The 21,537-nt window shown below is 63.5% G+C and carries 20 protein-coding genes and 1 tRNA gene; 8 read left to right on the forward strand and 13 right to left on the reverse strand.

Annotated features, from left to right (window positions below):
• Positions 1-6: 6 nt before the first annotated feature.
• Together ACP2YP_RS05680 and ACP2YP_RS05685 are read right to left on the reverse strand one after the other, a co-directional pair.
• A complete protein-coding gene (locus ACP2YP_RS05680; protein ID WP_426422871.1) occupies positions 7-2,814 on the reverse strand; it encodes a di-heme-cytochrome C peroxidase in 2,808 nt (935 codons plus the stop codon).
• Positions 2,815-2,979: 165 nt separating this feature from the next.
• Positions 2,980-4,770: an adenylate/guanylate cyclase domain-containing protein gene (locus ACP2YP_RS05685; RefSeq protein ID WP_426422872.1), complete on the reverse strand. Its 1,791-nt coding sequence runs from the start codon at positions 4,768-4,770 to the stop codon at positions 2,980-2,982.
• 227 nt (positions 4,771-4,997) lie between these two features.
• Here ACP2YP_RS05685 and ACP2YP_RS05690 point away from each other — a divergent pair, with 227 nt between their 5' ends.
• Complete coding sequence (locus ACP2YP_RS05690) at positions 4,998-5,630, forward strand: LysE family translocator (RefSeq protein WP_426422874.1); 633 nt, start codon at positions 4,998-5,000, stop codon at positions 5,628-5,630.
• A gap of 29 nt (positions 5,631-5,659) precedes the next feature.
• Here ACP2YP_RS05690 and ACP2YP_RS05695 read toward each other — a convergent pair whose 3' ends face one another.
• Positions 5,660-6,412 carry a sulfite exporter TauE/SafE family protein gene (locus tag ACP2YP_RS05695; protein WP_426422876.1) on the reverse strand — a complete coding sequence of 251 codons (753 nt, stop codon included), beginning with the start codon at positions 6,410-6,412 and terminating at the stop codon, positions 5,660-5,662.
• Between the two features lie 94 nt (positions 6,413-6,506).
• On the opposite strand from ACP2YP_RS05695, the gene ACP2YP_RS05700 reads away from it, so the two are divergent.
• Positions 6,507-7,397 carry a LysR substrate-binding domain-containing protein gene (locus ACP2YP_RS05700; protein WP_426422877.1) on the forward strand — a complete coding sequence of 297 codons (891 nt, stop codon included), beginning with the start codon at positions 6,507-6,509 and terminating at the stop codon, positions 7,395-7,397.
• A 35-nt stretch (positions 7,398-7,432) separates the two neighbouring features.
• On the opposite strand, the gene ACP2YP_RS05705 is transcribed toward ACP2YP_RS05700, so the two are convergent.
• From ACP2YP_RS05705 to ACP2YP_RS05715, 3 genes are all read right to left on the reverse strand, one after another.
• The gene (locus ACP2YP_RS05705) at positions 7,433-8,410 is read right to left on the reverse strand and encodes a Bug family tripartite tricarboxylate transporter substrate binding protein (protein ID WP_426422878.1); all 978 of its coding nucleotides are present in this window, start codon (positions 8,408-8,410) and stop codon (positions 7,433-7,435) included.
• A 22-nt stretch (positions 8,411-8,432) separates the two neighbouring features.
• Positions 8,433-9,215: a histidinol-phosphatase gene (hisN, locus tag ACP2YP_RS05710; protein ID WP_212297229.1), complete on the reverse strand. Its 783-nt coding sequence runs from the start codon at positions 9,213-9,215 to the stop codon at positions 8,433-8,435.
• Positions 9,216-9,741: 526 nt separating this feature from the next.
• Positions 9,742-10,632 carry an N-formylglutamate amidohydrolase gene (locus tag ACP2YP_RS05715; RefSeq protein ID WP_426422879.1) on the reverse strand — a complete coding sequence of 297 codons (891 nt, stop codon included), beginning with the start codon at positions 10,630-10,632 and terminating at the stop codon, positions 9,742-9,744.
• Positions 10,633-10,960: 328 nt separating this feature from the next.
• Here ACP2YP_RS05715 and cpdR point away from each other — a divergent pair, with 328 nt between their 5' ends.
• Positions 10,961-11,320 carry a cell cycle two-component system response regulator CpdR gene (gene cpdR / locus ACP2YP_RS05720; RefSeq protein WP_007597092.1) on the forward strand — a complete coding sequence of 120 codons (360 nt, stop codon included), beginning with the start codon at positions 10,961-10,963 and terminating at the stop codon, positions 11,318-11,320.
• Positions 11,321-11,395: 75 nt separating this feature from the next.
• Positions 11,396-11,470 (forward strand) — tRNA-Val (locus ACP2YP_RS05725).
• A gap of 196 nt (positions 11,471-11,666) precedes the next feature.
• Here the strand turns inward: ACP2YP_RS05725 and ACP2YP_RS05730 are convergent.
• Complete coding sequence (locus ACP2YP_RS05730) at positions 11,667-12,311, reverse strand: DUF4440 domain-containing protein (protein WP_426422881.1); 645 nt, start codon at positions 12,309-12,311, stop codon at positions 11,667-11,669.
• A 92-nt stretch (positions 12,312-12,403) separates the two neighbouring features.
• Here ACP2YP_RS05730 and ACP2YP_RS05735 point away from each other — a divergent pair, with 92 nt between their 5' ends.
• Positions 12,404-12,955 (forward strand): TetR/AcrR family transcriptional regulator, encoded by a 552-nt coding sequence (locus ACP2YP_RS05735; protein WP_426422882.1) that lies wholly within the window; start codon positions 12,404-12,406, stop codon positions 12,953-12,955.
• Positions 12,956-13,090: 135 nt separating this feature from the next.
• On the opposite strand, the gene ACP2YP_RS05740 is transcribed toward ACP2YP_RS05735, so the two are convergent.
• From ACP2YP_RS05740 to ACP2YP_RS05750, 3 genes are all read right to left on the reverse strand, one after another.
• Positions 13,091-14,377, reverse strand: coding sequence for a heme-binding protein (locus ACP2YP_RS05740; protein ID WP_426422883.1), 1,287 nt, complete (start codon positions 14,375-14,377; stop codon positions 13,091-13,093).
• 298 nt (positions 14,378-14,675) lie between these two features.
• Positions 14,676-14,906 carry a hypothetical protein gene (locus ACP2YP_RS05745; protein ID WP_426422885.1) on the reverse strand — a complete coding sequence of 77 codons (231 nt, stop codon included), beginning with the start codon at positions 14,904-14,906 and terminating at the stop codon, positions 14,676-14,678.
• Between the two features lie 52 nt (positions 14,907-14,958).
• Positions 14,959-16,050 (reverse strand): enolase C-terminal domain-like protein, encoded by a 1,092-nt coding sequence (locus tag ACP2YP_RS05750; RefSeq protein ID WP_426422887.1) that lies wholly within the window; start codon positions 16,048-16,050, stop codon positions 14,959-14,961.
• Between the two features lie 407 nt (positions 16,051-16,457).
• On the opposite strand from ACP2YP_RS05750, the gene ACP2YP_RS05755 reads away from it, so the two are divergent.
• The 3 genes from ACP2YP_RS05755 to ACP2YP_RS05765 all read left to right on the forward strand — a co-directional run bounded on the left by ACP2YP_RS05755 (position 16,458) and on the right by ACP2YP_RS05765 (position 17,567).
• Entirely contained in the window at positions 16,458-16,925 is a 468-nt protein-coding gene (locus ACP2YP_RS05755; protein WP_426422888.1) for a phasin family protein, read from the forward strand.
• A 191-nt stretch (positions 16,926-17,116) separates the two neighbouring features.
• On the forward strand, positions 17,117-17,329 hold the full coding sequence (locus tag ACP2YP_RS05760) for a hypothetical protein (RefSeq protein WP_426422890.1): 213 nt from the start codon (positions 17,117-17,119) through the stop codon (positions 17,327-17,329).
• 40 nt (positions 17,330-17,369) lie between these two features.
• Entirely contained in the window at positions 17,370-17,567 is a 198-nt protein-coding gene (locus ACP2YP_RS05765) for a hypothetical protein (protein WP_426422892.1), read from the forward strand.
• 88 nt (positions 17,568-17,655) lie between these two features.
• Here ACP2YP_RS05765 and ACP2YP_RS05770 read toward each other — a convergent pair whose 3' ends face one another.
• The 3 genes from ACP2YP_RS05770 to ACP2YP_RS05780 form a co-directional block, all read right to left on the reverse strand.
• A complete protein-coding gene (locus ACP2YP_RS05770) occupies positions 17,656-18,432 on the reverse strand; it encodes a Crp/Fnr family transcriptional regulator (RefSeq protein WP_426426053.1) in 777 nt (258 codons plus the stop codon).
• Between the two features lie 474 nt (positions 18,433-18,906).
• Positions 18,907-20,130, reverse strand: a complete 1,224-nt coding sequence (locus ACP2YP_RS05775; protein WP_426426054.1) for an ABC transporter substrate-binding protein — start codon at positions 20,128-20,130, stop codon at positions 18,907-18,909.
• A gap of 348 nt (positions 20,131-20,478) precedes the next feature.
• A complete protein-coding gene (locus ACP2YP_RS05780; RefSeq protein ID WP_426426055.1) occupies positions 20,479-21,411 on the reverse strand; it encodes an alpha/beta hydrolase in 933 nt (310 codons plus the stop codon).
• Positions 21,412-21,537: the final 126 nt, after the last annotated feature.

Consider the following 21,537-nt stretch of genomic DNA (forward strand, 5'->3'; position numbering starts at 1 on the left):
ACCAGTTCACAGCGTCTTCAGATACTCGATCAGATCGTAGCGCTCTTGCTCTTTGAGCACGCGGCCGACGGTGCCGTCCTTGCCGGGGCCTGGCGTGCCATCGAACGAGTGGCCGGCATTGCTGTTGCCGACCATCTCGGTGCCATCAGACGCTCGCGTCGAGAAGCGCGACTGTCCGGTCTTGCAGCTCTCGCCGTCGACGACCGCGAATCCGACCTGCTTCGGATCGTAGTCCCGACCACCGCCCATGCAGAACGATTTGGGGCGCTCAGCCGCGGGGCTCAGCATCCAATAGAGCGAGGGCACCGATCCGTTGTGCAGGTAAGGCGCGGTGGCCCAGACGCCGTTGAGCGGGCGCGCGCGATACCAGGGTGGCGGCTCCCTCTTATCGGCCGGCTGCGGACCGGGATTCGGGCAGTTCTGGCGCTCACCCCACCAGGCCTTTTGAACCTTCGGGTCGATCTTCGCATCGTCCATCGCTTTGCGGCTGACGATGTCGACGAGCACCATCAGGCCGACGGAGTATGGCATGTCAGTCGAAGAGATATCCGGCAGATTGCAGCTCCACCAGGCATTGAGTTTCTGCGTGGGATCGAGCTTGAGAAAGCCCGGGACCTGAACCGTCCGCGTCGCCAGAATGCTGGCCTGAGCGGGATCGGTTCCCATGCCTTTGACGCTTTTCTGGACCTCGTTCAGCAATTTGTCGTTGCCGATGGTCTCCCAGCGCGACGACGACCATATGCTCTGGTCCGGAAATTCGGTGTCGAAGGCGGGATCGTTGACCGGCCCGAGATGGCATTCGGCGCAGATCTGCGCGTAGAGCTTACGGCCGCTCTTGACGCGGTCACCATCGACCTTCCAGGCATCATCGCCGAAGATGTCCGACGGCCATTTCGGTGATGTCAGTCCGGAGAGCTGCTTTTTCGGATAGGGCGCCGAGCCCTTCAGCAGATCCTCGATCCAGTTCAGATTCTTGATGTCCATCGACGAGCGGAACAGCGCGTCCCTCGGCGTATTGTCGGACAAATTGAGCAGCGCGGTCACGCCCAGCGCTTCGCCGGCGTTGCGGATCAGAGGTTGCTCGATGGAAGCGTCATATTGCGCGAATTTGAGCCAGGGCACGGTCCAGATCGGCGGGAAGCTGACCGGCGCGTCCTTGGCATGCAGATTCTTCTCGAAGCCGCTGAGGCCGCTGAGCGTCATGTCCTGGGCGAAGACCTGATTGCCGATGCGGTTGAGCGCGTCGAGACGGCCATATCCTTCCTCCGTATCCTGCTGCTGCTCGTCCCGCTTCGTCTTCTCGTTGAACCTCGTCTTGCCGTCGATGGTTTTCTTGTAGGTCTTCTCCCAGTCGACCAGGAACGTGCCGATCGCACTCAGCTTCTGCTTCAGCGCATCGCGATCGGCATCGCTGGCGGCCGGGCCTAGCACGCGGTCGGCGAAGCGCGTGAAGCGACCCGGCACGATGAGCGTGTAGGCGATCGACAGACCGGTCGTGATCTCGAGTTTCCTCAGGTCGGTCATCGCCGGGCCGCCATCGAAGCGGATGTCGATGCCTTTGTAGTGGATCTGGCCGGTGTGGCACGCGGCGCAGGTCAGGCCGATCCGGTCCTCGCCGATCTGGCCGGTCGCAGGATCGGGCACGCCGGTCATGCGCGCAAAGCCGACGGGCAGACCGTCGACGTTTTCAGCCTGGGTCCCCCAATTAACCGGCGGATCCCAAAGCCGCGCCGGCACCGGCTTCGTCTTGTCGTAGACGTTGGCATAGCCGAACCGGCGCAGCGTGGCGTCGTCGGTGTTGATCGTCTGCGGGCTGGGGATGAAGCCGAAGCGCTGCAGATGGTCGCTGTCATGGAGCATCCCGGGCTTTGCGAAGAAATGAAGCCGCGGCTGCTCGAGCGCCATGAACCAGCTATAGGGTACCGGGAAGGTCGCGGTGCCCTGGCTGGCGTGATGAAACCAGTGCCGGTCCTCCAGCGCCCAGTTTTGCTCGAGCCAGTACGCGGCACGGGGTTCGACGTGCTCAGGCAATGGCGGCGCCACCAGGTCCCCGAGGATGCCGGGCAGCATCGGCTGGAATTGATCGGGAAAGCGCAGCGCCACGATGCCGAAGACAAGAAGCGCTGCGACGAGACCGCCGGCAACGCGCAAGATGAGCGAGGGCGGGGTGACCGGCTGGCTGACGACCCGCTGGGTGATCCTGGCAGGGAATTTGCGCTCGTTGAACAATGTCCTCACCTCAGCCACGCTGAGATAGCGGTCATCACCCTGACCCTTGCCCATGATCTTGAGCAGGACCGGCCATTCGAACTTCATCAGGATTGGGTAATACCAGCGCGACTGATTGCCGGCGCGCTTGAGATTGTCGTCCATGAAGGTCTGGATTTGCGAGGCATTGAGCCCGGTCTCGGTGCCGCCATCGGGATCGGCATAGGTGCTGCCGAAACCGGCGAGCCGCGCGATCTCGTCCTCGTTGACGCGCCCGTCGAGGCCGAGGATGCGCGAGCCGGCACCGAGCTTGTCGAGCGGGCCACCGCGCAGCATATTGAGCTGCGCGCCCCAGAAGATGCTTTGCAGGATGTGACAGGCGCCATTGGCGATCAGCGCGACGCCGCGGACCTGGATGCGGGCCAGCGTCTTTTTCGCTCCAGTCTCGCCGCTTGCATTTGCGATGGTCTGTGACAGCGTCCGGAGTGGCACCGTCCCGCCGTCGACAAAACCCTCGCCGACAAGGCCGCGCAGGAACGGGCAGGGATTGTTGGGCGAAACCTGGATCGAGGGATCAAAGGGGGGCTTCGAGGCGCGGTCGTTCATGGCCCAAAATCCTGAAAACAGCGAATCGTGAAATGCAGACGCGCCGATCAAGCGCAGAAAGTCCCAACAAACCGACAGCATGCTATACTACTTCAGCGTGTAGCGAAGTGTGGCTGAATTCACTCTTGTGTCAATAAAGCAGACGCGAGGGGCCGTGATCCGCCCTCAGGATTCGGCGGCGCGTTTGATGTCGCTCTGGACCAAAGTGAGCTTGGTGGCAGGCACGCCCGCCTTCAGCAGCCCCTCGCGGTAATGCGCGATGTCCTCGGCCCGCTTCCAGTGAAAATTCCGCAAATGGCGGTCGACATTCAGGGTCGGGTAGTTGCCCATCAGCACGCCTGTCGCCTCGCTCGCCTCGCCGGTCCGGCCCAATTGCGCCAGCGCCGCGGCGCGGATCGCGAGCGCTTGCATGTGGTTCGGGTTGACGTAGAGCTGCTCGCGCGCCCACGACAGGGTCGCGTCATACCGGCCGACGAGATAGTGGCTGAAGGCGTTCAGCGCCGCCCATTGATAGCGCGGGTCGCTGTTGTCGCGCTGGGCGGCCATCGAGAACAGTTCGATCGCCTGGCGATGCTCGCCGATGACGAAATGGCAGATGCCGAGCACGCCGCGTGCGCCCATGTCGTAGGGGTTGAGCGCGACCGCGCGCTTGGCGGCGTCCATCGCCGCCTCGTCATGGCCTTCCATCGCGTGCGCCCAGGACAGGATCGAGAATGCGAACGACGAGCGCGGGTCGAGCCGCACGCTGGTTTCGGCAAGCCGCATCGCCTCGGCCCACATCTCGCGCGTGCCCTTGACCCAGCCGAACTGGATGCTCTGGATCTGGATCGTGGCGAGATAGGCATGCGCGATCGACAGTTTGGGATCGAGCGTGATCGCCTCCCGGAACAGGTCGACGGATGTGGTCAGATCTTCCTTGGTCTGCCGGTAATAATGTGACAGGCCCTTCAGGAAGCGGTCCCAGGCGGTGATGTCGTTGGTGGGGCGCGCCGGCGCGGAGGCCTCGGCCCGGACGATCTCGGTGGCGATGGCCGCGGACAGATTGGTCGTGATCTCGTCCTGCATCGCGAAGAGGTCGCCGATGTCGCGGTCGTAACGGCCGGTCCAGAGCTGCTCGCCGGTCTCCGGCGCGATCAGCTCGGCAGTGACGCGGATCTTGGCGCCGGCGCGCCGCACCGAGCCCTGGATCAGATAGGTGGCGTCGATCTCGCGCGCGATCACGCGGGTGCTCGCATTCTTGCCCTTGAAGGCGAAGGTCGAGTTGCGGCTCAGCACGCGGTAGAACGATTGCAGCGACAGCGCGTGGATCAGGTCCTCGGTCAGGCCGTCGGAGAAATATTCATCCTGGGCGTCGCTGAGATTGGCGAAGGGCAGCACGCCGACGATCGCGGTGCGGTATTGCTGCACCAGGGCCGGGGCATCCATGACCTGCGCGGCCTGCGCCCCCTCCGGCGACCAGGTGAAGACCCCGACCGGATCCTTGATGTTCTTGAAGCGGTGGTTGCCGCCATCGACCAGCGGCACGGTGAGATGCTTGCTGGCCTCGCGGTAGGCCTTGGCCGAGATCGCAAACCCGCCGGGGCTCGCCACCGATTCCAGGCGGACGGCGATATTGACATCGTCGCCGAACACCTCGTCCTCGTCGGCGATGACATCGCCCATATGAATGCCGAGCCGGAACTGCATGGCGCGGTCGGCGGGCAGATGATGATTGCGCTCCGCCATCAGCACCTGCATCGCGATCGCGGCCTCGGCGGCGCCGACGATGGAGGGGAATTCCAGCAGGAAGCCGTCGCCGGTGTTTTTGACGACACGGCCGCCGTGATTGAGGATGATGGGATGGATCGCGCTGCGATGGGCCTTGAAGACGGCGTGGGTGCCGGCCTCGTCACTGCCCATCATCCGCGAATAGCCGGCGACATCTGCGCAGACAATAGCGGCGAGACGTCTTTCCATATTCCGGAGCTCCAAGGGATATGGGACCGGCCACGGCGTGGCAGTCGCCTTGAATCCTGCATTTCAAGAACCCTGCCTTTATAGAGCAGATGCGGCCGAGCGAAAGTCTGATCCGCATTGCAAATTCGACGCAAATCCTAAGCATTCCCGGTGGTGGACGGCGGGGTGCGAACCGACTAAGGCCAGTCCTTTGAGACCGCCCGGCCGGGCGGCGGGAGGCCTTTCTCATGCTGGGCATTCACGAAGTCTGGCTGTTCGTCCTGTCGGGCCTGCTGCTCAACATCACGCCGGGGCCTGATACGGTCTATGTGATCGGCCGCAGCATGCAGATGGGCTGGCGCGGCGGGGCGGCGGCGGCCCTCGGCATCAGTTGCGGCTGCTTTTTCCATGTCGCGGGCGCCGCGATCGGCCTTTCGGCGCTTTTGATGGCCTCATCCACCGCGTTCTCGATCCTGAAGCTGGTCGGCGCGGCCTATCTCGTCCTGACCGGGCTCCAGATGCTGTGGTCGCGGCCGGCGCTGGTCGCGGTCAAGGAAGAGGCCGAGCGGAGCTCGCTGCGGCGGGTTTTCCTCCAGGGCGTCTTCACCAACGCGCTCAATCCCAAGGTCGCGCTGTTCTTCCTGGCCTTCCTGCCTCAATTCGTCGCAGCCGACGCGCCGCACAAGCCGCTCGCCTTCCTGACGCTCGGCCTGATCTTCATCTGCACGGGGACGCTGTGGTGCCTGGTGCTGGCGGCGTTCGCGGCCAAGGCCGCCCACCGGCTGCGGCAGTCCGAGGGCGTGATCGCCTGGGTCAACCGGGCCCTCGGCGGCCTCTTCATCTATCTCGGCATCCGCGTCGCCATGCTGGAGACGCGGTAGCTCATCCGAACGGATGAGTGGATCTGCCATCAGACGAGTTCCTTCAGCAGCGCGCTGCCGGCCAAATAGACACCGAGCAAAATCATCGCGACCAGGAACCAGCGGCGGAACGCTTCCGCCGGCATTTTCGCCCGTACCGACTGTCCCACGAACATCCCGGCGAAGGCCATCGCCATGGCGACGGCGCCCGGCACGGCATTGGCCGGTGTCAGCAGGCCGCCCGCAGTCAGGTTGAAGGCGAGCGCCAGCGTTGCGGTGGTGAAGAACACGCCGAGCGCCTGCACCAGCTCGTCCTTCTCCATCCCGATCGCCTGCATGAACGGCATCGAGGGGATCACCTGCACGCCAGTCGAGGCCGAGATCACGCCGGTGATCACGCCGACCATGCCGCCGACCCATTTCTCGTTCTCAGGTGCGACGTAAAACTCGAATTTGCTGAGGCCGATGATGGCGTAGATCACCAGCAGGATGCCGAGCACCACGGTGCCGTAGCGGGCATAGGGGCCGGTCAGCGCGCCGGCATTGAGCCAGCATCCGATCACAGTGCCGATCATCAGCGGCCACAACCGCCTCAGGATGTCGCGCAAATGCGGGCCGACAAATGTCTGCCAGATGTTGGTGACGATGGCGGGCACGATCACGATCGCGATCGCGCGGCTGGGCGCCATGTTCACCGCGAGCAGGCCCATGGACACGGTCGGCAGGCCGAGCCCGACGACGCCCTTGACGAATCCGGCGACCAGGAAGACGGCGGCGATGAGAATGAGGAATGGGTCAATCATACAGCCACATTGACCGAAGCCGCGCCGAGGCACAATCTGGAGGTTCCGGAGACAGCCTTCGTACACAGCGAAGGCTAAGTTTGGAGAAAGACCTGTGCGTTTCGACCTCGTCGATCTCCAGCTTTTCATTGCGGTCGCCGACCAGCGCAGCATCACCCGCGGCGCGGAGCGCTCGCATCTGGCGCTGGCCTCGGCCAGCGCGCGGATCAAGGGGCTCGAGGACGCGCTCGGCGTCGCCTTGCTCAAGCGCGGGCGGCGCGGCGTCGAATTGACCGCGGCCGGCGAGAGCCTGCTCGACCATGCCCGCCTCGTGATCCACCAGATCGACGCTATGCGCGGTGATCTCGCGGGCTTCGCCAGCGGCGTGCGCGCCAGCGTGCACTTCCTCGCCAACACCTCGGGCCTGTCGGAGCATCTGCCGAAGGCGCTCGCCGGTTTCCTGCGCGAGCATCGCGACGTCGCCATCGATATCGAGGAGCGCGAGAGCACCGACATTGCGGCCGCGATCACCGCCGGCGCCGCAGATCTCGGCTTCGCCGCCGAGCATGCGCTGCCCGACCATATCGAGCGCTTCGTGTTCAGCGAAGACCGGCTGACGCTGGTGACGTCGAAGCGCGGTCCGTTCGCCGGCCGCCGCCAGATCGATTTCCAGGAGGCGAACGCTTGCGAGTTCGTCGGCCTGACCAGCGCCACCGCGCTTCAGATGCATATTTCGAAGCACGCCGCCCGGCTCGGCATGCGCCCGCATTTCCGTGCGCGGCTGCGTGACTTCGACGCGATCTGCCAGCTGGTCTCGGCCGATGTCGGCGTCGCCCTGGTACCGGAATCCGCCGCCCGCCGCTGCGCCAAGCTGATGCCGCTCGCGATGGTCCGCCTGCGTGACGCCTGGGCCAACCGTCGCCTCGTGATCTGTGCGCGAAGTTTTAAGGCGCTGCCGCGGCCGGCGAAGATGCTGGTGGAGCATTTAAGGGCAGAGGCGATGTGAGCTCTACGCTTACCCTCCAGGGGAGGGTAAGAGAGCTACTTCGCCGTCTCGACGCCGGCGTCCTTGATCACCTTCGCCCATTTCGCGGTCTCGTCCGCGATGAATGCGCGAAAATGCTCCGGCTCGTCGCCGATCAGCGTCGCGCCCTGTTGGGCGAGCCTTTCCTTCACCGCGGGATCCGCCATGGCCTTGGTCGCGAGATCATGCAGCGCGGTGACGATCTCCTTCGGCGTGCCCTTGGGCGCGACCATGTCGTACCAGTTCTCGATGCGCAGATCGGGAAAGCCCGCTTCCTTCGTGGTCGGCACGTCGGGTGCGGTCGGGGCGCGTTCCGCCGAGCCGACCGCGATCGGCTTCAGGGCGCTGGCCTTGACCTGCGGCAGCAGCACCGGGAGGTCGAGGAACGTCATATGCACCTGCTGGCCCAAGAGATCGTTCACCGCAGGCGCGGCGCCACGATAGGGTACATGCACGATGTCGATCCTGGCCGTCAGCTTGAACAATTCGCCGGCGAGATGCGGCAGGCTGCCGGGGCCGGAGGAGGCGAAGTTGAGCTTTCCGGGCTGCGCCTTGGCGAGCGCAACCAGCTCGCCGATGTCCTTTGCCGGCACGTTGGTCGCCACCACCAGCATTTCCGGCACGGTCGCCACCAGCGTCACTGGCGTCAGATCATTGAGCGTGTCATAGGCGACCTTCTCCATGCTTGGGCTGATCGCGAGCGCGCCGGCAGAGGAGATGGCGATGGTGTAGCCGTCGGGCGCGCTCTTGGCGACCGCGTCGGTGCCGAGCACGCCGCCCTGGCCGCCGCGATTGTCGATCAGCACCGGCTGGCCTGCCAGTTCCGACATGCGCTGGCCGATGACGCGGGCGATGATGTCGTTGGGGCCGCCGGCCGGGAACGGCACGATCAGCTTGATCAGTTTTGCCGGGAAATTCTGCGCCGCCGCCACTGACGGCAGCAGCAGAAACAATCCCAAGAACAATTCAACGAGAAGCCTGCGTGAGATGATCATGCAAGCCTCCCGCTCGCGTTTGTTATTGGTTGAGCAGTTTCAATGCTTCTTCGTGAACCCTTGCGTCGCCGGCCGCGACGATGCGGCCGCCGCCCTGGGCCGGCTTGCCTTCCCAGGTGGTGACGACGCCGCCGGCGCCGGTCACGATCGGGATCAGGGCAGCGATATCGTAAGGCTTGAGCTCAGTCTCGACCACGAGATCGACGTGGCCGGCCGCCAGCATGCAATAGGAATAGCAATCGCCGCCATAGCGCGAGAGACGCGCACCCTGCTCGATGCGGCCGAAAATGGCGCGGTCGCGCTCGTTCATCAGCAGCGGGCTGGTGGTGTAAGTTGTCGCCTCCGACAGCGAGGCGCAGCGGCGGACCTGGAGCCTGCGCTCGCCGGACGGGCCTTTATAGTTGGCCGAGCCGTTGTCGCCGGAGAAACGTTCGCCGATGAAGGGCTGGTGCATCATGCCGTACACCGGCGCACCCTTGTGCAGCAGCGCGATCAGCGTGCCCCAGATCGGAAAGCCGCCGATGAAGGACTTTGTGCCGTCGATGGGATCGAGCACCCAGACATAGTCGGCGTCCTCGCGCTCATTGCCGAATTCCTCGCCGACGATGCCGTGCTGGGGGAAGCTGGCCTTGATCAGCCGCCGCATCACGGCTTCCGCCGCGCGGTCGGCTTCCGTCACCGGATCGAAATCCTTGGTCTTGCTCTTGTCGTCGATCGACAGCGAGGTGCGGAAGAACGGCAGGATGGTTTCGCCGGAGGCGGTGGCAAGTCGTCCGATGAAGGCTGAGAAGTCGATCACCGTCACGGCGCATCCTCAAAACGAAAGTCGGGTGAAGCTTTCATCTGCCTAGCTCAATTCGCCTCTCGCGGGCAGCGCTGTCTTGATTTGCACCCTGGTATTTTGGATGCGGATACCGTCTGCCTCGGGCGAGCCATATGCTGGCCAAATATCGATCACAGTGTTGAGAACTTAGTTCCGCGTATGCCTCGTTCGTATGCAAATGATTATCAACCCATTGAAATTACTTATCAAAGAAACTGAATCTGGATTTCGCTGGAAGCAAATGAGCCATGTATTTTTGCATGGGAAACGGCTCAAAAGCCCTTGCACTTTGTGCGGCGCGGCCGCATATTGTTGCGGTGCGGTAGCGCTTCTCGCGTTACCGCTGCCCTCCTTGGGCGTTTCCTCCCTAGACTTGGGCCGCTTCTTCATCAGAAGCGGCCCTTTTTTCTTATGTCGCCTGTTTTCAGTTTAGCGTGCGTACGCTTGCGAAGCGAAAACGCATTCGCATCTCTCGCAGAGAGCACGATCGTTCGAGAAAGGCTCGCGTCTATTCCGCAGCGGCCTGGAACGGGCCGAGATCGCCGAACGGGATCGTGGTCGCCAGCACATCGGCGAGGACGCCGAAATCGCTCGCCACCTGCGCAAAGCGCGGGCCGCGCTCGCGCCGGCGCTCGTCCATGTAGATTGCACGGTTGAGCTCGAGCTGCACCGCGTGCAGGCCGCTCGCCGGGTTGCCGTAATGCTCGGTGATGAAGCCGCCGGCATAGGGCTTGTTGCGGCCGATCGAATAGCCGAGCCCCGTCATGGTTTCCTCGACGCGGTCGGGCAGCAGCGGCGTGCAGCTCGTGCCGTAGCGGTCGCCGATCACGACGTCGGGCCGGCGCGGCTCGTCCCTGCTGACGCCGACCGACGGCATCGAATGGCAGTCGACCAGCACCACGGTGCCGAACATCTGGTGCACCTTGTTGATCAGCCGGCGCAGCGCGCGATGATAGGGCTTGTACAGTGTCTCGATCCGCGCCAGCGCGTCGTCGACCAGGATGCGGTCGCGATAGATCTCCTGGCCGTCGCCGACCACGCGCGGAATGGTGCCTAACCCGCCCGCGACCCGCATCGAGCGCGTGTTGGCAAAGCTCGGCAGGCGTCCGGTGAACATGCGGGGGTCGAGCTCATAGGGCTCGCGATTGACGTCGACATAGGAGCGGGGAAAGTTCACCCGCACGGTCGGAAAGCCGCGATCGCTCAAGTGCCTGATCAACTCGTCCATGAAGGAATCTTCGGACCGCCGAAGTTGCGGCAGGTCGATGCGCGATGCCGCGAGGAATTCGTCCGGGTAAGTCGAGCCGGAATGGGGCGAGTTGAAGATAACAGGCGCGCGCCACTCGGCGGGCTCCGCGATCTCGAAGGCTGGCGACGCGTCGCCGTCAAACCGGGTCATCTTCTCAGGCTTCGTCCCTTCACGCCGCACGATCCGGCACAGGTCCCGGATCGAATGATTCGGCCGGTCGAGCGGCTCTTATGTGTCGTCATTGTCCGGAATCACAACCATTCTGCCAAGCGAAAAGATGTGATCGACGCTGGAACATGTCTTAACCGTGCGGGCAGGGAGGCGGGGATGCGCGGGCGCAACTCGATTGATTCGTGCTGCATTCGGGTTCACAAGGGGTCGCGCCGGTCGGGCCCAAGGTAAAGATTTTCACCCGAAATTTACCCTCTGTCGGGCTTAGTGACCTCTGCTTATCCTCTGGGGAATCGACGTTCCTGCCATGCCAAAAATCCTGCTCGCTGAAGACGACAACGACATGCGCCGTTTCCTGGTCAAGGCGCTGGAAAACGCCGGTTTTCAGGTCTCGTCCCATGACAACGGCATGGCCGCCTATCAGCGGTTGCGGGAAGAGCCGTTCGAGATGCTCCTGACCGACATCGTGATGCCGGAGATGGACGGTATCGAGCTCGCCCGCCGGGCCTCGGAACTCGACCCCGACATCAAGATCATGTTCATCACCGGCTTCGCCGCGGTCGCCCTGAACTCGGATTCGGACGCCCCCAAGAACGCCAAGGTGCTGTCGAAGCCCGTTCACCTGCGCGAATTGGTGAGCGAAGTGAACAAGATGCTGGCGGCCTAAATTGGCCCCCTTCCGTCCTTGCACCGGCTCCCCCGAGCCGTTATAGGGACCCCACCCGACCTAAATGGACTATTAGGGCACGTAGCTCAGCGGGAGAGCACTACCTTGACATGGTAGGGGTCACAGGTTCGATCCCTGTCGTGCCCACCATCCTTCGCTCGCGATAGCCGAGTGAAGGATGCCGCCCGGCTCGGCAAGCCACGATCCACCAATCTCAGTGCGAAGCGTGTCCGGTGTAGCTCGAAGAGCGTAGGCGGACTGGTGCGTCTTGCTCCTCTCACCCGAATAAGCTGGCCCGCCGAGGGCGCAGGTATGGTGCCTCGCCCTGACGATGCGTGACCGCCGCCTATTTGAGTTCCGTGTTCGCCACCGGCATGATGGAAGCGACGTGCCAGCCGTTCGCGTCTTGAACGTAGGTCTGGCTGATTAGAAAAACATTCTGCTGCGGTGGCTTGCCCGGAAGGCCGCGCGTGAAAACGATCGGCACAAGGACCTGCATGACATCATTCGAGATCACGGCGACCCGGAATCTCGACATGTCGGGTTCGAGGTGCCAGGTGCCTTCATAATACTCCTTGAACCGGGCGGCGACCGCATCGCGGCCGCGTGTATCGACGCCTCTCGCAAACAGCAGCGTGCTGGGCGAATCCAGCAACATCGCCTTCACCTCATCGGCGTTGTGCGCATTTTGCGCGGCAATGAATCTTTCGAAGATGATCCGGGCCTCGGCGTCATTTGCAGCGGCCTGCGCCCGTCCGCCTGCGCCGATTGTCGTGACCAGCGCGAGCAGCATCACGGCCGCCGAAAGGCTGCGGCGTCGCGCCGACGGCCGTGGATTGGGCGGGCTCGCCGGCTTCATCGAGTGGATCATGTTCACCTCGTTGTTTCGGCGCCGGGTCGGCCCGGTCCCGCGCTGGGATTTGGATGACACGCGGCTATCCCGCCCTTCGTCCCGGCTGGGGCGATCGGGGAAATCCGCAAGGGCGACCATGATCCGGGTTCGAGACCTTAATCCTGATATCCGTCATAATTATATTCATGATAGATATCATGTAAAATGACGACTCATCACGAGGTGTGCAAATGAAAGTGAGCAAAGAACAAGTGGCGGAGCATCGCACGCGGATCATGGCCGCGGCCGCGCGCCTGTTCCGTCAACGCGGCTTCGACGACGTCACTGTCGCCGAGGTGATGAAGGAAGCTGGTCTGACGCACGGAGCCTTTTATGGGCACTTCCCGTCCAAGGAGGCCCTGATTGCGGAGGCTGTCGGACACGTGCTGCCGTCGGCCGCCAACAGTCCGGACCCACGCCGGTCGGCGGCGGACTACGCCGACGGTTACCTCAGCGTCCGGCACCGCAACAACCGCGCGACGAGTTGCCTGTTCTCGAGTCTCGGAACTGAGGCGGCGCGAGGCTCAGCCGATCTTCGCCACAGAATGACGCAGGCCACGCGCTACCGGATCGACTTTCTGACCGCTGACACCAATGACGGCACGCCTCACGCAAAACGCCGCGCCGCGATCGCGGCCTGGGCGTCGATGGTCGGCGCGATGGTGCTCGCCCGCATCGTCGACGACGACGAGTTTTCGAGAGAGATCCTGTCGGAAACGCGCGCATCGCTGCCGCTGCGGTAGCGGCTCCCGGTCTATCCGGGGCAACGACGCGAGATGCATCTCGGAAACAGTGCCGCCTGTCGGCCGGGCCAAGACTGGCCCGGCCTCGGCTTCGAACATCCAAGGGGCGGCCGACTTCGCGTCATCGGACCGCGCTCACGTCAGCGGCAACAAATGCTCCGGGATCGGCACCGGGGCTGCCGGCACGAGCGAGGCGACGGAGACGTGCGGCCAGGTCAGGCCGTTGAAATCCAGCATGACCTTCTGTGAATACTGGATCTGCGTCGTCGCCACCCGGACGCGGCCGCCGGCAAACGCCTTGTTCGGCACGAACAGAAGCGTGGCGACAAAGCTCGGCACCAGCGGCACCGTGCCCTTCTGCAACGGCTGGAGGGTGATTGGCGGCTCGCCCGACGCGATGCGCGGCACGTCGATGTCGTAGATGACAGTCTCGATCCAGAACACGGCATCCATCTGGAACGCATTGGCGTTGGCGCCATTGCCGCCCGGCGGCGGCACCGGCACACCCTGCAGGAACGCGATGTTCGCGGTGCCGCCGGCGAAGTTCGGCGCCTGCGGATGCGGTCCCGGCGAAGCGACGGCCGGCAACGGACCGCCTGATAGCGGCGTGCCGGGTTTGGTCGAGGTCTCGATGATGATGGTCTGGCTGATGGTCTGATGCGCGATCTGATGGCGCAGCACCGTGTTCGGATCGGTGATCATGGCCTGGGTGAGCTTGCCGGAGGCGATCAGCGCAGTGAGGTCCTGCGGCAGCCTGCGTGTCGTCTTGTTGGCCGCGGTCTGATTCTGGAACGTGAACTTGTTGGCCGGATTGCCGCCGAAGAACGGCGTGATGTCGATCGCCGCAATGGTCGGCTTGCCGGCGACGGCCGGCAGCGCGGCACCTTGCGCGGTGACCGTCGTACCGTGCGGGATCGAAGCCATGCGCGCGACCGTGAACGGTTCGTGCGGATTGGTGCTGCTCGGCACCGCGAGCCAGATGCCCGGCTCGAAGTGAATGCCGACAGGCGTCCCCGTGGTTACGTCGTTGATGGTCTGCAGATAAGGCACGCCGTTCAGGAAGGCATCGGCCTGCGGTCCCGAACCGCGATTGGGAATCGAGCCGAGATTGTTCGAGAACGACATCGTCTCGTCGGTGAGGTTCAGCTCCAGCAAATTGTCGGGCGGATCGGTGGTGTTGATCGGACCCGGCATTTGGGTCGGTGTCGTCGCACTGTCGGGCCGGAAGATCGTGTTGAACCCCTGTCCCGTGAACGTGCCGGTGAAGGCCGACAGCGGCCCGAGCGTCGGCGGCAGGGTGACCGGCACGGCAGCGGCGACGGTGGCGGCATGCGCAGCGGCCCTGAACACATTATCGACCTGGTGGATGGAGAAGTTTGCGGTCCTGTTGAAGACGCTGGTGAGCGGCTTGGGTTCGTCCATTGCCTACTCCAACTCTGTGTTCGAGAATGAATGATCGAAAAATAGATACGGGGTCGTGCGTCCCATTTGCCTTGGTTACATCTTAAGCACGATACAACCTAAACGGCGTCTCAAATGTGTTCCATTTCACAGGCAAAAGGGCCGCTGCTTCAGGCCGGCGAGGGCATCTCCGCGTGGGGCGCTCCAATCGATCCGTCCGTCGTTGCATCCGGATCCAGCGCATCGCGGTGCGCAAAAAAATCCCCGGCGCGGAGGTGTGGTAACGGCATCTCTATCACCGTCACCCCCGCGCAACCGCTTAGCGGTTGCGCGGGAATGACGGAGCTGAGGTCTTCGTCACTGTCCTGTCCTCGGTCCCAAGCAGCAAATCCTTCAGCCCGGTTGGATAGAGGCTCGGGCCGCCCGGCACGTCGAGATCGGCGAGGTCGAACCAGCGGGCGATGATCTGCTCTCCGTTGTCCTCGCGGAAGTCGATGCGGTCCTGCCCGCTGAACGCGCGTTGCGGAAACGCGACCTCGGCGATGAACACCACCTCGTGCCCGGTCTGTCGATTTCGATCGGCGCTGATCCCGAACGGCCAATCATCCCACCAGATACTTCCTCACCGCCGCCTCATCCCACGCAATCCCATTGCCCGGCTCCTCGCTCGGCAGCGCAAAGCCATCCTTGATGGCGAGGCGGGTCGAAAGCACCGCGTCGGCCCAGTCGACATATTCCAGCCAATGCGCGGTCGGCGTCACGCAGAGCAGGTGCGCGCTGACCTCCGAGAACAGATGCGTCGACATCTCGATGCCGGCGGCGTGCGCGAGTGCTGCGGCACGGACCCAGCCGGTCACGCCGCCGATTCGCTGCACGTCGGGCATCACATAGTCGCACGCCTCTGCTGACAGAGCGGTCTGCATCGAAAACGCGCTGTCAAAATTCTCACCGATCTGCACCGGCGTGCGCAGCGCGTCCGCGATGCGAGCGCAACTCACATAGTCATCATGGCGGATCGGCTCCTCGATCCAGGTCAGCCCTTCGTCGTCGAGCATTTCGCCACGGCGGATCGCTTCGGTCACCGTCAGCGCCTGGTTGTAGTCGCACATCAGCGTCACATCATCGCCGACCGCCCTCCTCACCGCGCGCACCACGGCGAGATCTTCGCGGGCATCGGGCCGGCCGACGCGGATTTTCGCGGCGTGAAAACCCTCGGCCAGCAGCTTGTGGGCTTCCTCCACCGCAGCGCCCGCCGGCATGATGCCAAGCCCTTTCGAGTTGTAAGCCTTCACCGGTTTTGGTGCTCCGCCGAGCAGGCGGGCCAGCGGCAGGCCTCGCGCGCGGGCCAGCGCGTCCCAGGCCGCCATGTCGATGCCGGATTGCGCCAGCCGCTGCAGGCCGGCGAGGCCAAGCAGCGTGAAGCGCCGGGTCAGCTTGCGCTCGATCTCGAACGGCAGCAGCTCGTCGCCTGCGAGCAGCTCTGACATTTCAGTGACCATCGCGGTCAGCGGCTTCAAGGCCGACGGCGTGATCGAGAACAGATAGGCGTGCCCCACCGCACCCTGGTCAGTCTCGCAGTCGATCAGCACCAGCGGCGCCTTGTCGATCGCACCGGTCGAGGTCTGCAGTGCCAGGTTCATCGGCACGATCACGGGCCGCACGACAATGCGCGTGATGCGAAGGGTCTCGGTCATGGCTCGCTCCGTCTTGGCTGCAAGAGCTTGGGTGCAAGAGTTTAGGTGCAAGAGCTTGGGTGCAAGAGTTTAGACCGGCAGCGCCACCGATGCCCATCTGCTCGTTGATCTTGTCGATCAAAAGCCGTTCGCGGTCTGCCCGTCCACACACGCTTCATTCCTGTAGATATGACGATTGTGTGTATTGACATGCTCGAGAAAATTTTTGGCGAGAGTCGCAAATCGAACGGACGCTTCGCAATTTCGTCGCGCATACTCGTGTCCGGGCTGGATGCTCAACAGACAACTGATCGAACACCGAGGCGGGATAAATCCTCGCCTCCACGCGCTCTCATGACGCAATGCGGCGTCGCGAGAAATGGTTTCGTTTAAGCGGGAATGGTTTCGTTTGAGAAGGAGTTGGTGCCGTGAATGAAAGTGAAGTGAAGGTCGCGCCAAATGGAGCGAATGGTTTTGCGACGCCGCTGTTCGGATTCCCGAAGATCGAGTTGCCTGCTGTGATCGGCGAACTCGCAGAGCAGAGCGTCGCCCGCGCAAAGCAAGGCTGCGAGCGGATCAAGATCGCATCGGAAGAGATGGCGGACACGTTCCGTGAGACATACTCAAGCAATGCAAGGAGCGCGACAGACTACGGGCTCAAGCTGCTGGAGATCTCGAACGCAAATACGTCCGCAACGATGGATTTCTTCGCCGATCTTTTGGGCAGCAAATCGGCGACCGATGTCGTCACCTTGACGGCGGCGCAATCGCGCAAGGTCTTCGACGCTGCATCCGCCCAGAACAGGGAATTGTGGAAGCTTGCTGAGAAGCTGGCGATGGAAACGAGCGAGCCGATCAAGAAGCACTTTGCCAAGGCCCTTCAGAAGGCCGGCTAAAGCGGCACTCCAGGTTCGTCCAAGAGGGAACCGCCGGTTGGAATAAGCCCCGCCACGAGCATGCGCCCCATGCTCGGTCAACAACGGGCAGGTGCACGATGCCCCCAAGTAACCGCACCTCAAGAGGCGCATTCCAACCGGCCGGTCGTTTGCTTCGAAAACCAGCGAAAGCCAAGTTATGGGAGGCTCATATGGGTATGGTTATGGTCAGATGCCCGCAGACCGGCCGGGCGATCCCCACCGGTATCACGACCGATCGCGAGAGCTTTCGGCGCAGCGTTGTGTTCTTCGGGCGCACCCGCTGCCCGATCTGCCAATCCGATCACGCCTGGTTCGCGCCGGAGGCCTGGGTCCATGAGCCGAGCGGGTCGCGGCATCACAGCGCGACCTCGTGGAAAGGTTGATGTCCAAGCAGATCATCAGTGATTGCGATGGAGGGACACCATGGCGCACACTCAAAACTATATTGAGACGTCCACCTGGCTGATGCAGGCCAAGGATTTTCTTGACGAAGCACGACGGCTCAAGCCGGGCCCTGCGCGTAACGAATTAAGAGAGGTGGCGAAGGTGCTGCGCGAGCTTGCGAGGCTCGAGGCACAATCCCGATCCGGACAGAACCTCGACCGGACGAAGAGAACCTGATTGGGTCTGGAAGCGGCGTTGATTGCAGTGCCGGCGCACGCCGGCGAATCTTTTTGGGGCTGGCGCGGCAAGGCTCACGCGGCAAGGTTCACGCGGCATCGCCCGATTCGTCTCCTGACATGCGCCGATCGTCTTGCGCAGCCATGATGTAAGATCGGGCCGGTTTCGCCGAGAAGATATCCTCGACTTCGAGACGGATGTTGTCGTGGCATTCGCACGCCGCCGCGGCGAGCCGGGTTGGATCGATCTCGATGTGGCCTCGTCGATCGGACTTGATCGCTCCAGACGCGCGCAGATTGCGCATCAAGAGCGTCACTGTCGTTCGTCGCACACCAAGTATTTGCGACAGCGCCTGCTGAGTGAGCGGCAGGACGTCATCGTCGATGCGGTCGCGAACCTGGAGCAGCCAGCGAGCCATACGGGCTTCGACCGGATGCAGCGCATTGCAGGCCGAGCCGAGTTGAAGCTGCACCAGTATCGCCCTGATGTGAATCTGGATCGCGTGCCGGATTGCGGGGCTCCGGCTGAAAGCGGCGTAAAATCGCGATGCAGGGACTCGCGCGGCGGTGCCGGCCGCACGGACGATGGCGGTAATGGCCGAAGGAGATGGCCCCAGCACCGAAAGACTACCTACTGCGCCTTCGCGCCCGACCATGGCGGTGGCAACGGTCCGTCCGTCCGCCATGTCGGCCATCAGTGAGATGGCACCGCTATGGGGGAAGAACACATGCTCGATCCGGTCACCCGCTTGCGAGAGGACTGCGTCCTGGCCGAGCACGACCGTCTCCAGCTCAGGCGCCAGTAGATGGAAATCCGCGGGTGGCAGCGTTGCCAGAAGTCGGTTACCAGTTCCGCTGGAACTCATTACTGTCGCCGACCCGCGGTGGCGCATGCGCCACCTTCTCCGTTCCGCGCGGAGCGAAAAATCGATCCTAACATTTGATAGAATCTGCTCCGTTATTTCGCATCGTGTTCCATATCACTTCTGCTCCGCCGCGCGTCGTTTCCACTCGCACCATCTAGGACTTAGATGCAAATGCGCGGCCAGAGACAACTGCAAAATCGGTATGGGTAACATCGTAGGCGCCACGCGCGCGGAGTTCCGAGTTCGACGCGCCACGCGCTGCCCGCGATCACGATGAAGGGCATCAGCCGCGAGGTCATTCCCTATTCGGTCGACGCCTTGAACGACGCAACAGCCGAGAAGGGCGGCATCATCACCGAGCGCGCGCCCGGCCTCGAGCTCTATCTCGATCCGGCCGTGGTGAAATCCGGTGATGCCGCACGGGTGCGCTCGCTGTTCGAAAGCGCGCTGGCCTCGCTGAAGGCGGCGTGCACCTCACCGCGCCGCGCCTTCCGTGAACGCGGTCTCGATCACCGCGCCGAAGGGTTGCCAGGAGCGGCCGTCGAATTGCACCAGCCGCATCTGCTTGATCGGCAGATAGCTGTCCGGCGACGTATTCATCCTGATATTGGGCAGCGCGACGGAAGGGTGATAATCCCGCAGCGACGCCGCATGGCGCATGATGTTCTCGCGCGAGAGATCGTCGCCGCACCGCCTCAGCACGTTGGTCAGCGCTTCCGCTGCGGCGTAGCCATAGAGCGCCGCGCTGTTGTTGGTGCTTTCGACCTGATGATACTTGTCCATGAAGGCGAACCAATCCTTCATGGCGGGATCGTCCTTCCAGGCGGGGTCGCTCGGATCCATCAGAAACGCCGCCGAGATCACGCCGGATGAGTTCTCGAGGCCCGCGGGCGCCATCGCATTGGCGATCGAGGCGGAGGCATCGTTGACGATGAAGACCGGGTGCCAATTCAGCGACGCCGCCAGCTGGATCACCTTGGACGCCGTCGACGGCACGCCGAGAAAGACGAAGATGTCCGCGCCCGCGCGCTTGAGGATCGAGACATGCCCTTCGAGATGCTCGTCGGCAAGGTCGAAAGCGACGTCGACGAGGACAAGACGGTTCAGATCGCCGAGGCCTTCCTGGATGCCCTTGTAGAGCATGCGGCCGAACTGGTCGTTCTGCCAGAGCACCACGATCTTCTTTCGGGGATAATAGGCCTGGAGGTAGTTGGCGTAGATGCGCCCCTCCGAGCGCAACGGCGGTTGCCAGCCCATGGTCCAGGGAAACGCCTTGGCCTGGCTCAGCTCCTCGTCGCCGGAGGCCACGAACAGCTGCGGGATTTTCTTCTCGTTCAGGTACCAGCGCGTGGCGAGATTGCCCGGTGTGCCAAACGACCCGAACATCAGCTGCACGTCGTCCTTCTCGACGAGATCGCGGGTCAGCTCCAGCGCGGCCGTGGGATCGGAATTGTCGTCGCGGGTGATGAAGCGGACCTTGCGGCCGTTGATGCCGCCGCGATCGTTGACCATGTCGAAATAAGCGGCTTCCGCCTTGCCGATCGCGCCGAACTCCGAGAGCGGTCCCGAATAGGGCACGATATTGCCGATGCGGATTTCCTTGTCGGGAGTTGGCTGATCCGAACGCTGCTCCGACATCGCCCCCAGTGAGGCGAGCGCGGCGATCAAAACGAACAGCAGTCTGCCGGTGACGCGCATGCTCGACACCTTGTCGTTGGCCCCCAACGAAGTCGGCTCGTTCTGCACCCAAGCGGGTTGATCTACGTCAAGCGTTTGGCAATCCTGTGGCTGCGCTTTTGAGCTGTGTGTGGCTGCCCGGCCGAAACGGCAGGCGTGCTGACGCGCTGCTGCGACAGTCTCTATCCCTCACCCTGAGGAGCCGCGAAGCGGCGTCTCGAAGGGCGAGGCCACAGACGGGCCTGCATCCTTCGAGACGCGCGCCAGTGCGCGCTCCTCAGGATGAGGAGCGTGTGCTCCGCTCAGCTCCCTCCAGGCAGAGGGGTGGCCTAGCAAACGGTGTGAATAATCGTCGAGCTGCTGTGAATGCTACGGCAACCCCCGCGCCTCGAGCTGATGCACCAGCAGCAGCGTCGGTTCGGCGAGGCTATCGCCGGAACCGTCTAGCCCGAATGCGGCGGCGATGCCGTCGTGGCTGCGCAGCAGCGTGGTGCGCGGGCAGTGGCCGGCGCCGCACAGCGTCTTCTTCAGGGTTTCGCCTTGCGCGACCAGGTTCGCGGGATCGTTGGCGGCCCAGGCCAGCACGATCGGCGCGTCGACATTGAGGACGCCGGGAAACACCGAGCGCTTGTCATATTGAGCGGCGTCAGGTCCGAAATAGGCTTTCTCGCTGTCACTGGCGTCCTTGCCGGCGCGGTAGATGCCGGACACCAGCACGATCGCCGCGACATCGGCGCGGTCGGCCTGGAGCTCGGGGTGCGCCAGCAGGCTCGCGACATGGAAGGCGCCGGCGCCATAGCCGACCGCGACGATTTCGCGGGCGTCGCCGTTGAACAGGTCGATATTGCCGTGGATCCAGGATAGCGCCGCTGCGACGTCGGTTGCGCCCATCGGCCAGGCCGCTGCGGGCGCCAGGCGGTAGTTCACGTGCACGCCGATCATGCCGTTGCGCGCGGCGAAGCACATCGCCTCGTCATGAATGTCGCGGGACAGGTCCGGCGCGCCGCGGTCGCCGGTAAACGTGTCGCCGGCCACGAACAGCAGCACTGGCCGCGGCGTGTCCGTCTTGGTGTCGCCGCTGGTCGCGACGTCGAGCACATTGGCCTCGCTGTCGCCATAGCGCAGCCCACGCGAGAAGGTGACCTGCTCGCACATGCGCGCGACGCCGCCGGCCGTCGTGTCGTTATCGGTGAGGCCGACCCGGACAAGATCGGACGGCGCGGTGAGCCGCGTGGGCAACGGACCATGCGCGAACGCCGTTGTCGCGGTCAGAAGCAGGAAAAAAGCGAGATAATTCTTCATCATCTTGGTGCCGGCCTTGCTGGCCCAGATATGGTGCGCCGGCTTGGCCTGTCTTTTCAATTCGCCTTATTAGTTGTCTTGTCAGTCCCTCTTGCGGCGATTTCGCGGCACCTCGGGGTCGCGTTC

Origin of the sequence: Bradyrhizobium genosp. A (assembly GCF_049949275.1) — a bacterium.
Classification (GTDB): Bacteria; Pseudomonadota; Alphaproteobacteria; order Rhizobiales; family Xanthobacteraceae; genus Bradyrhizobium.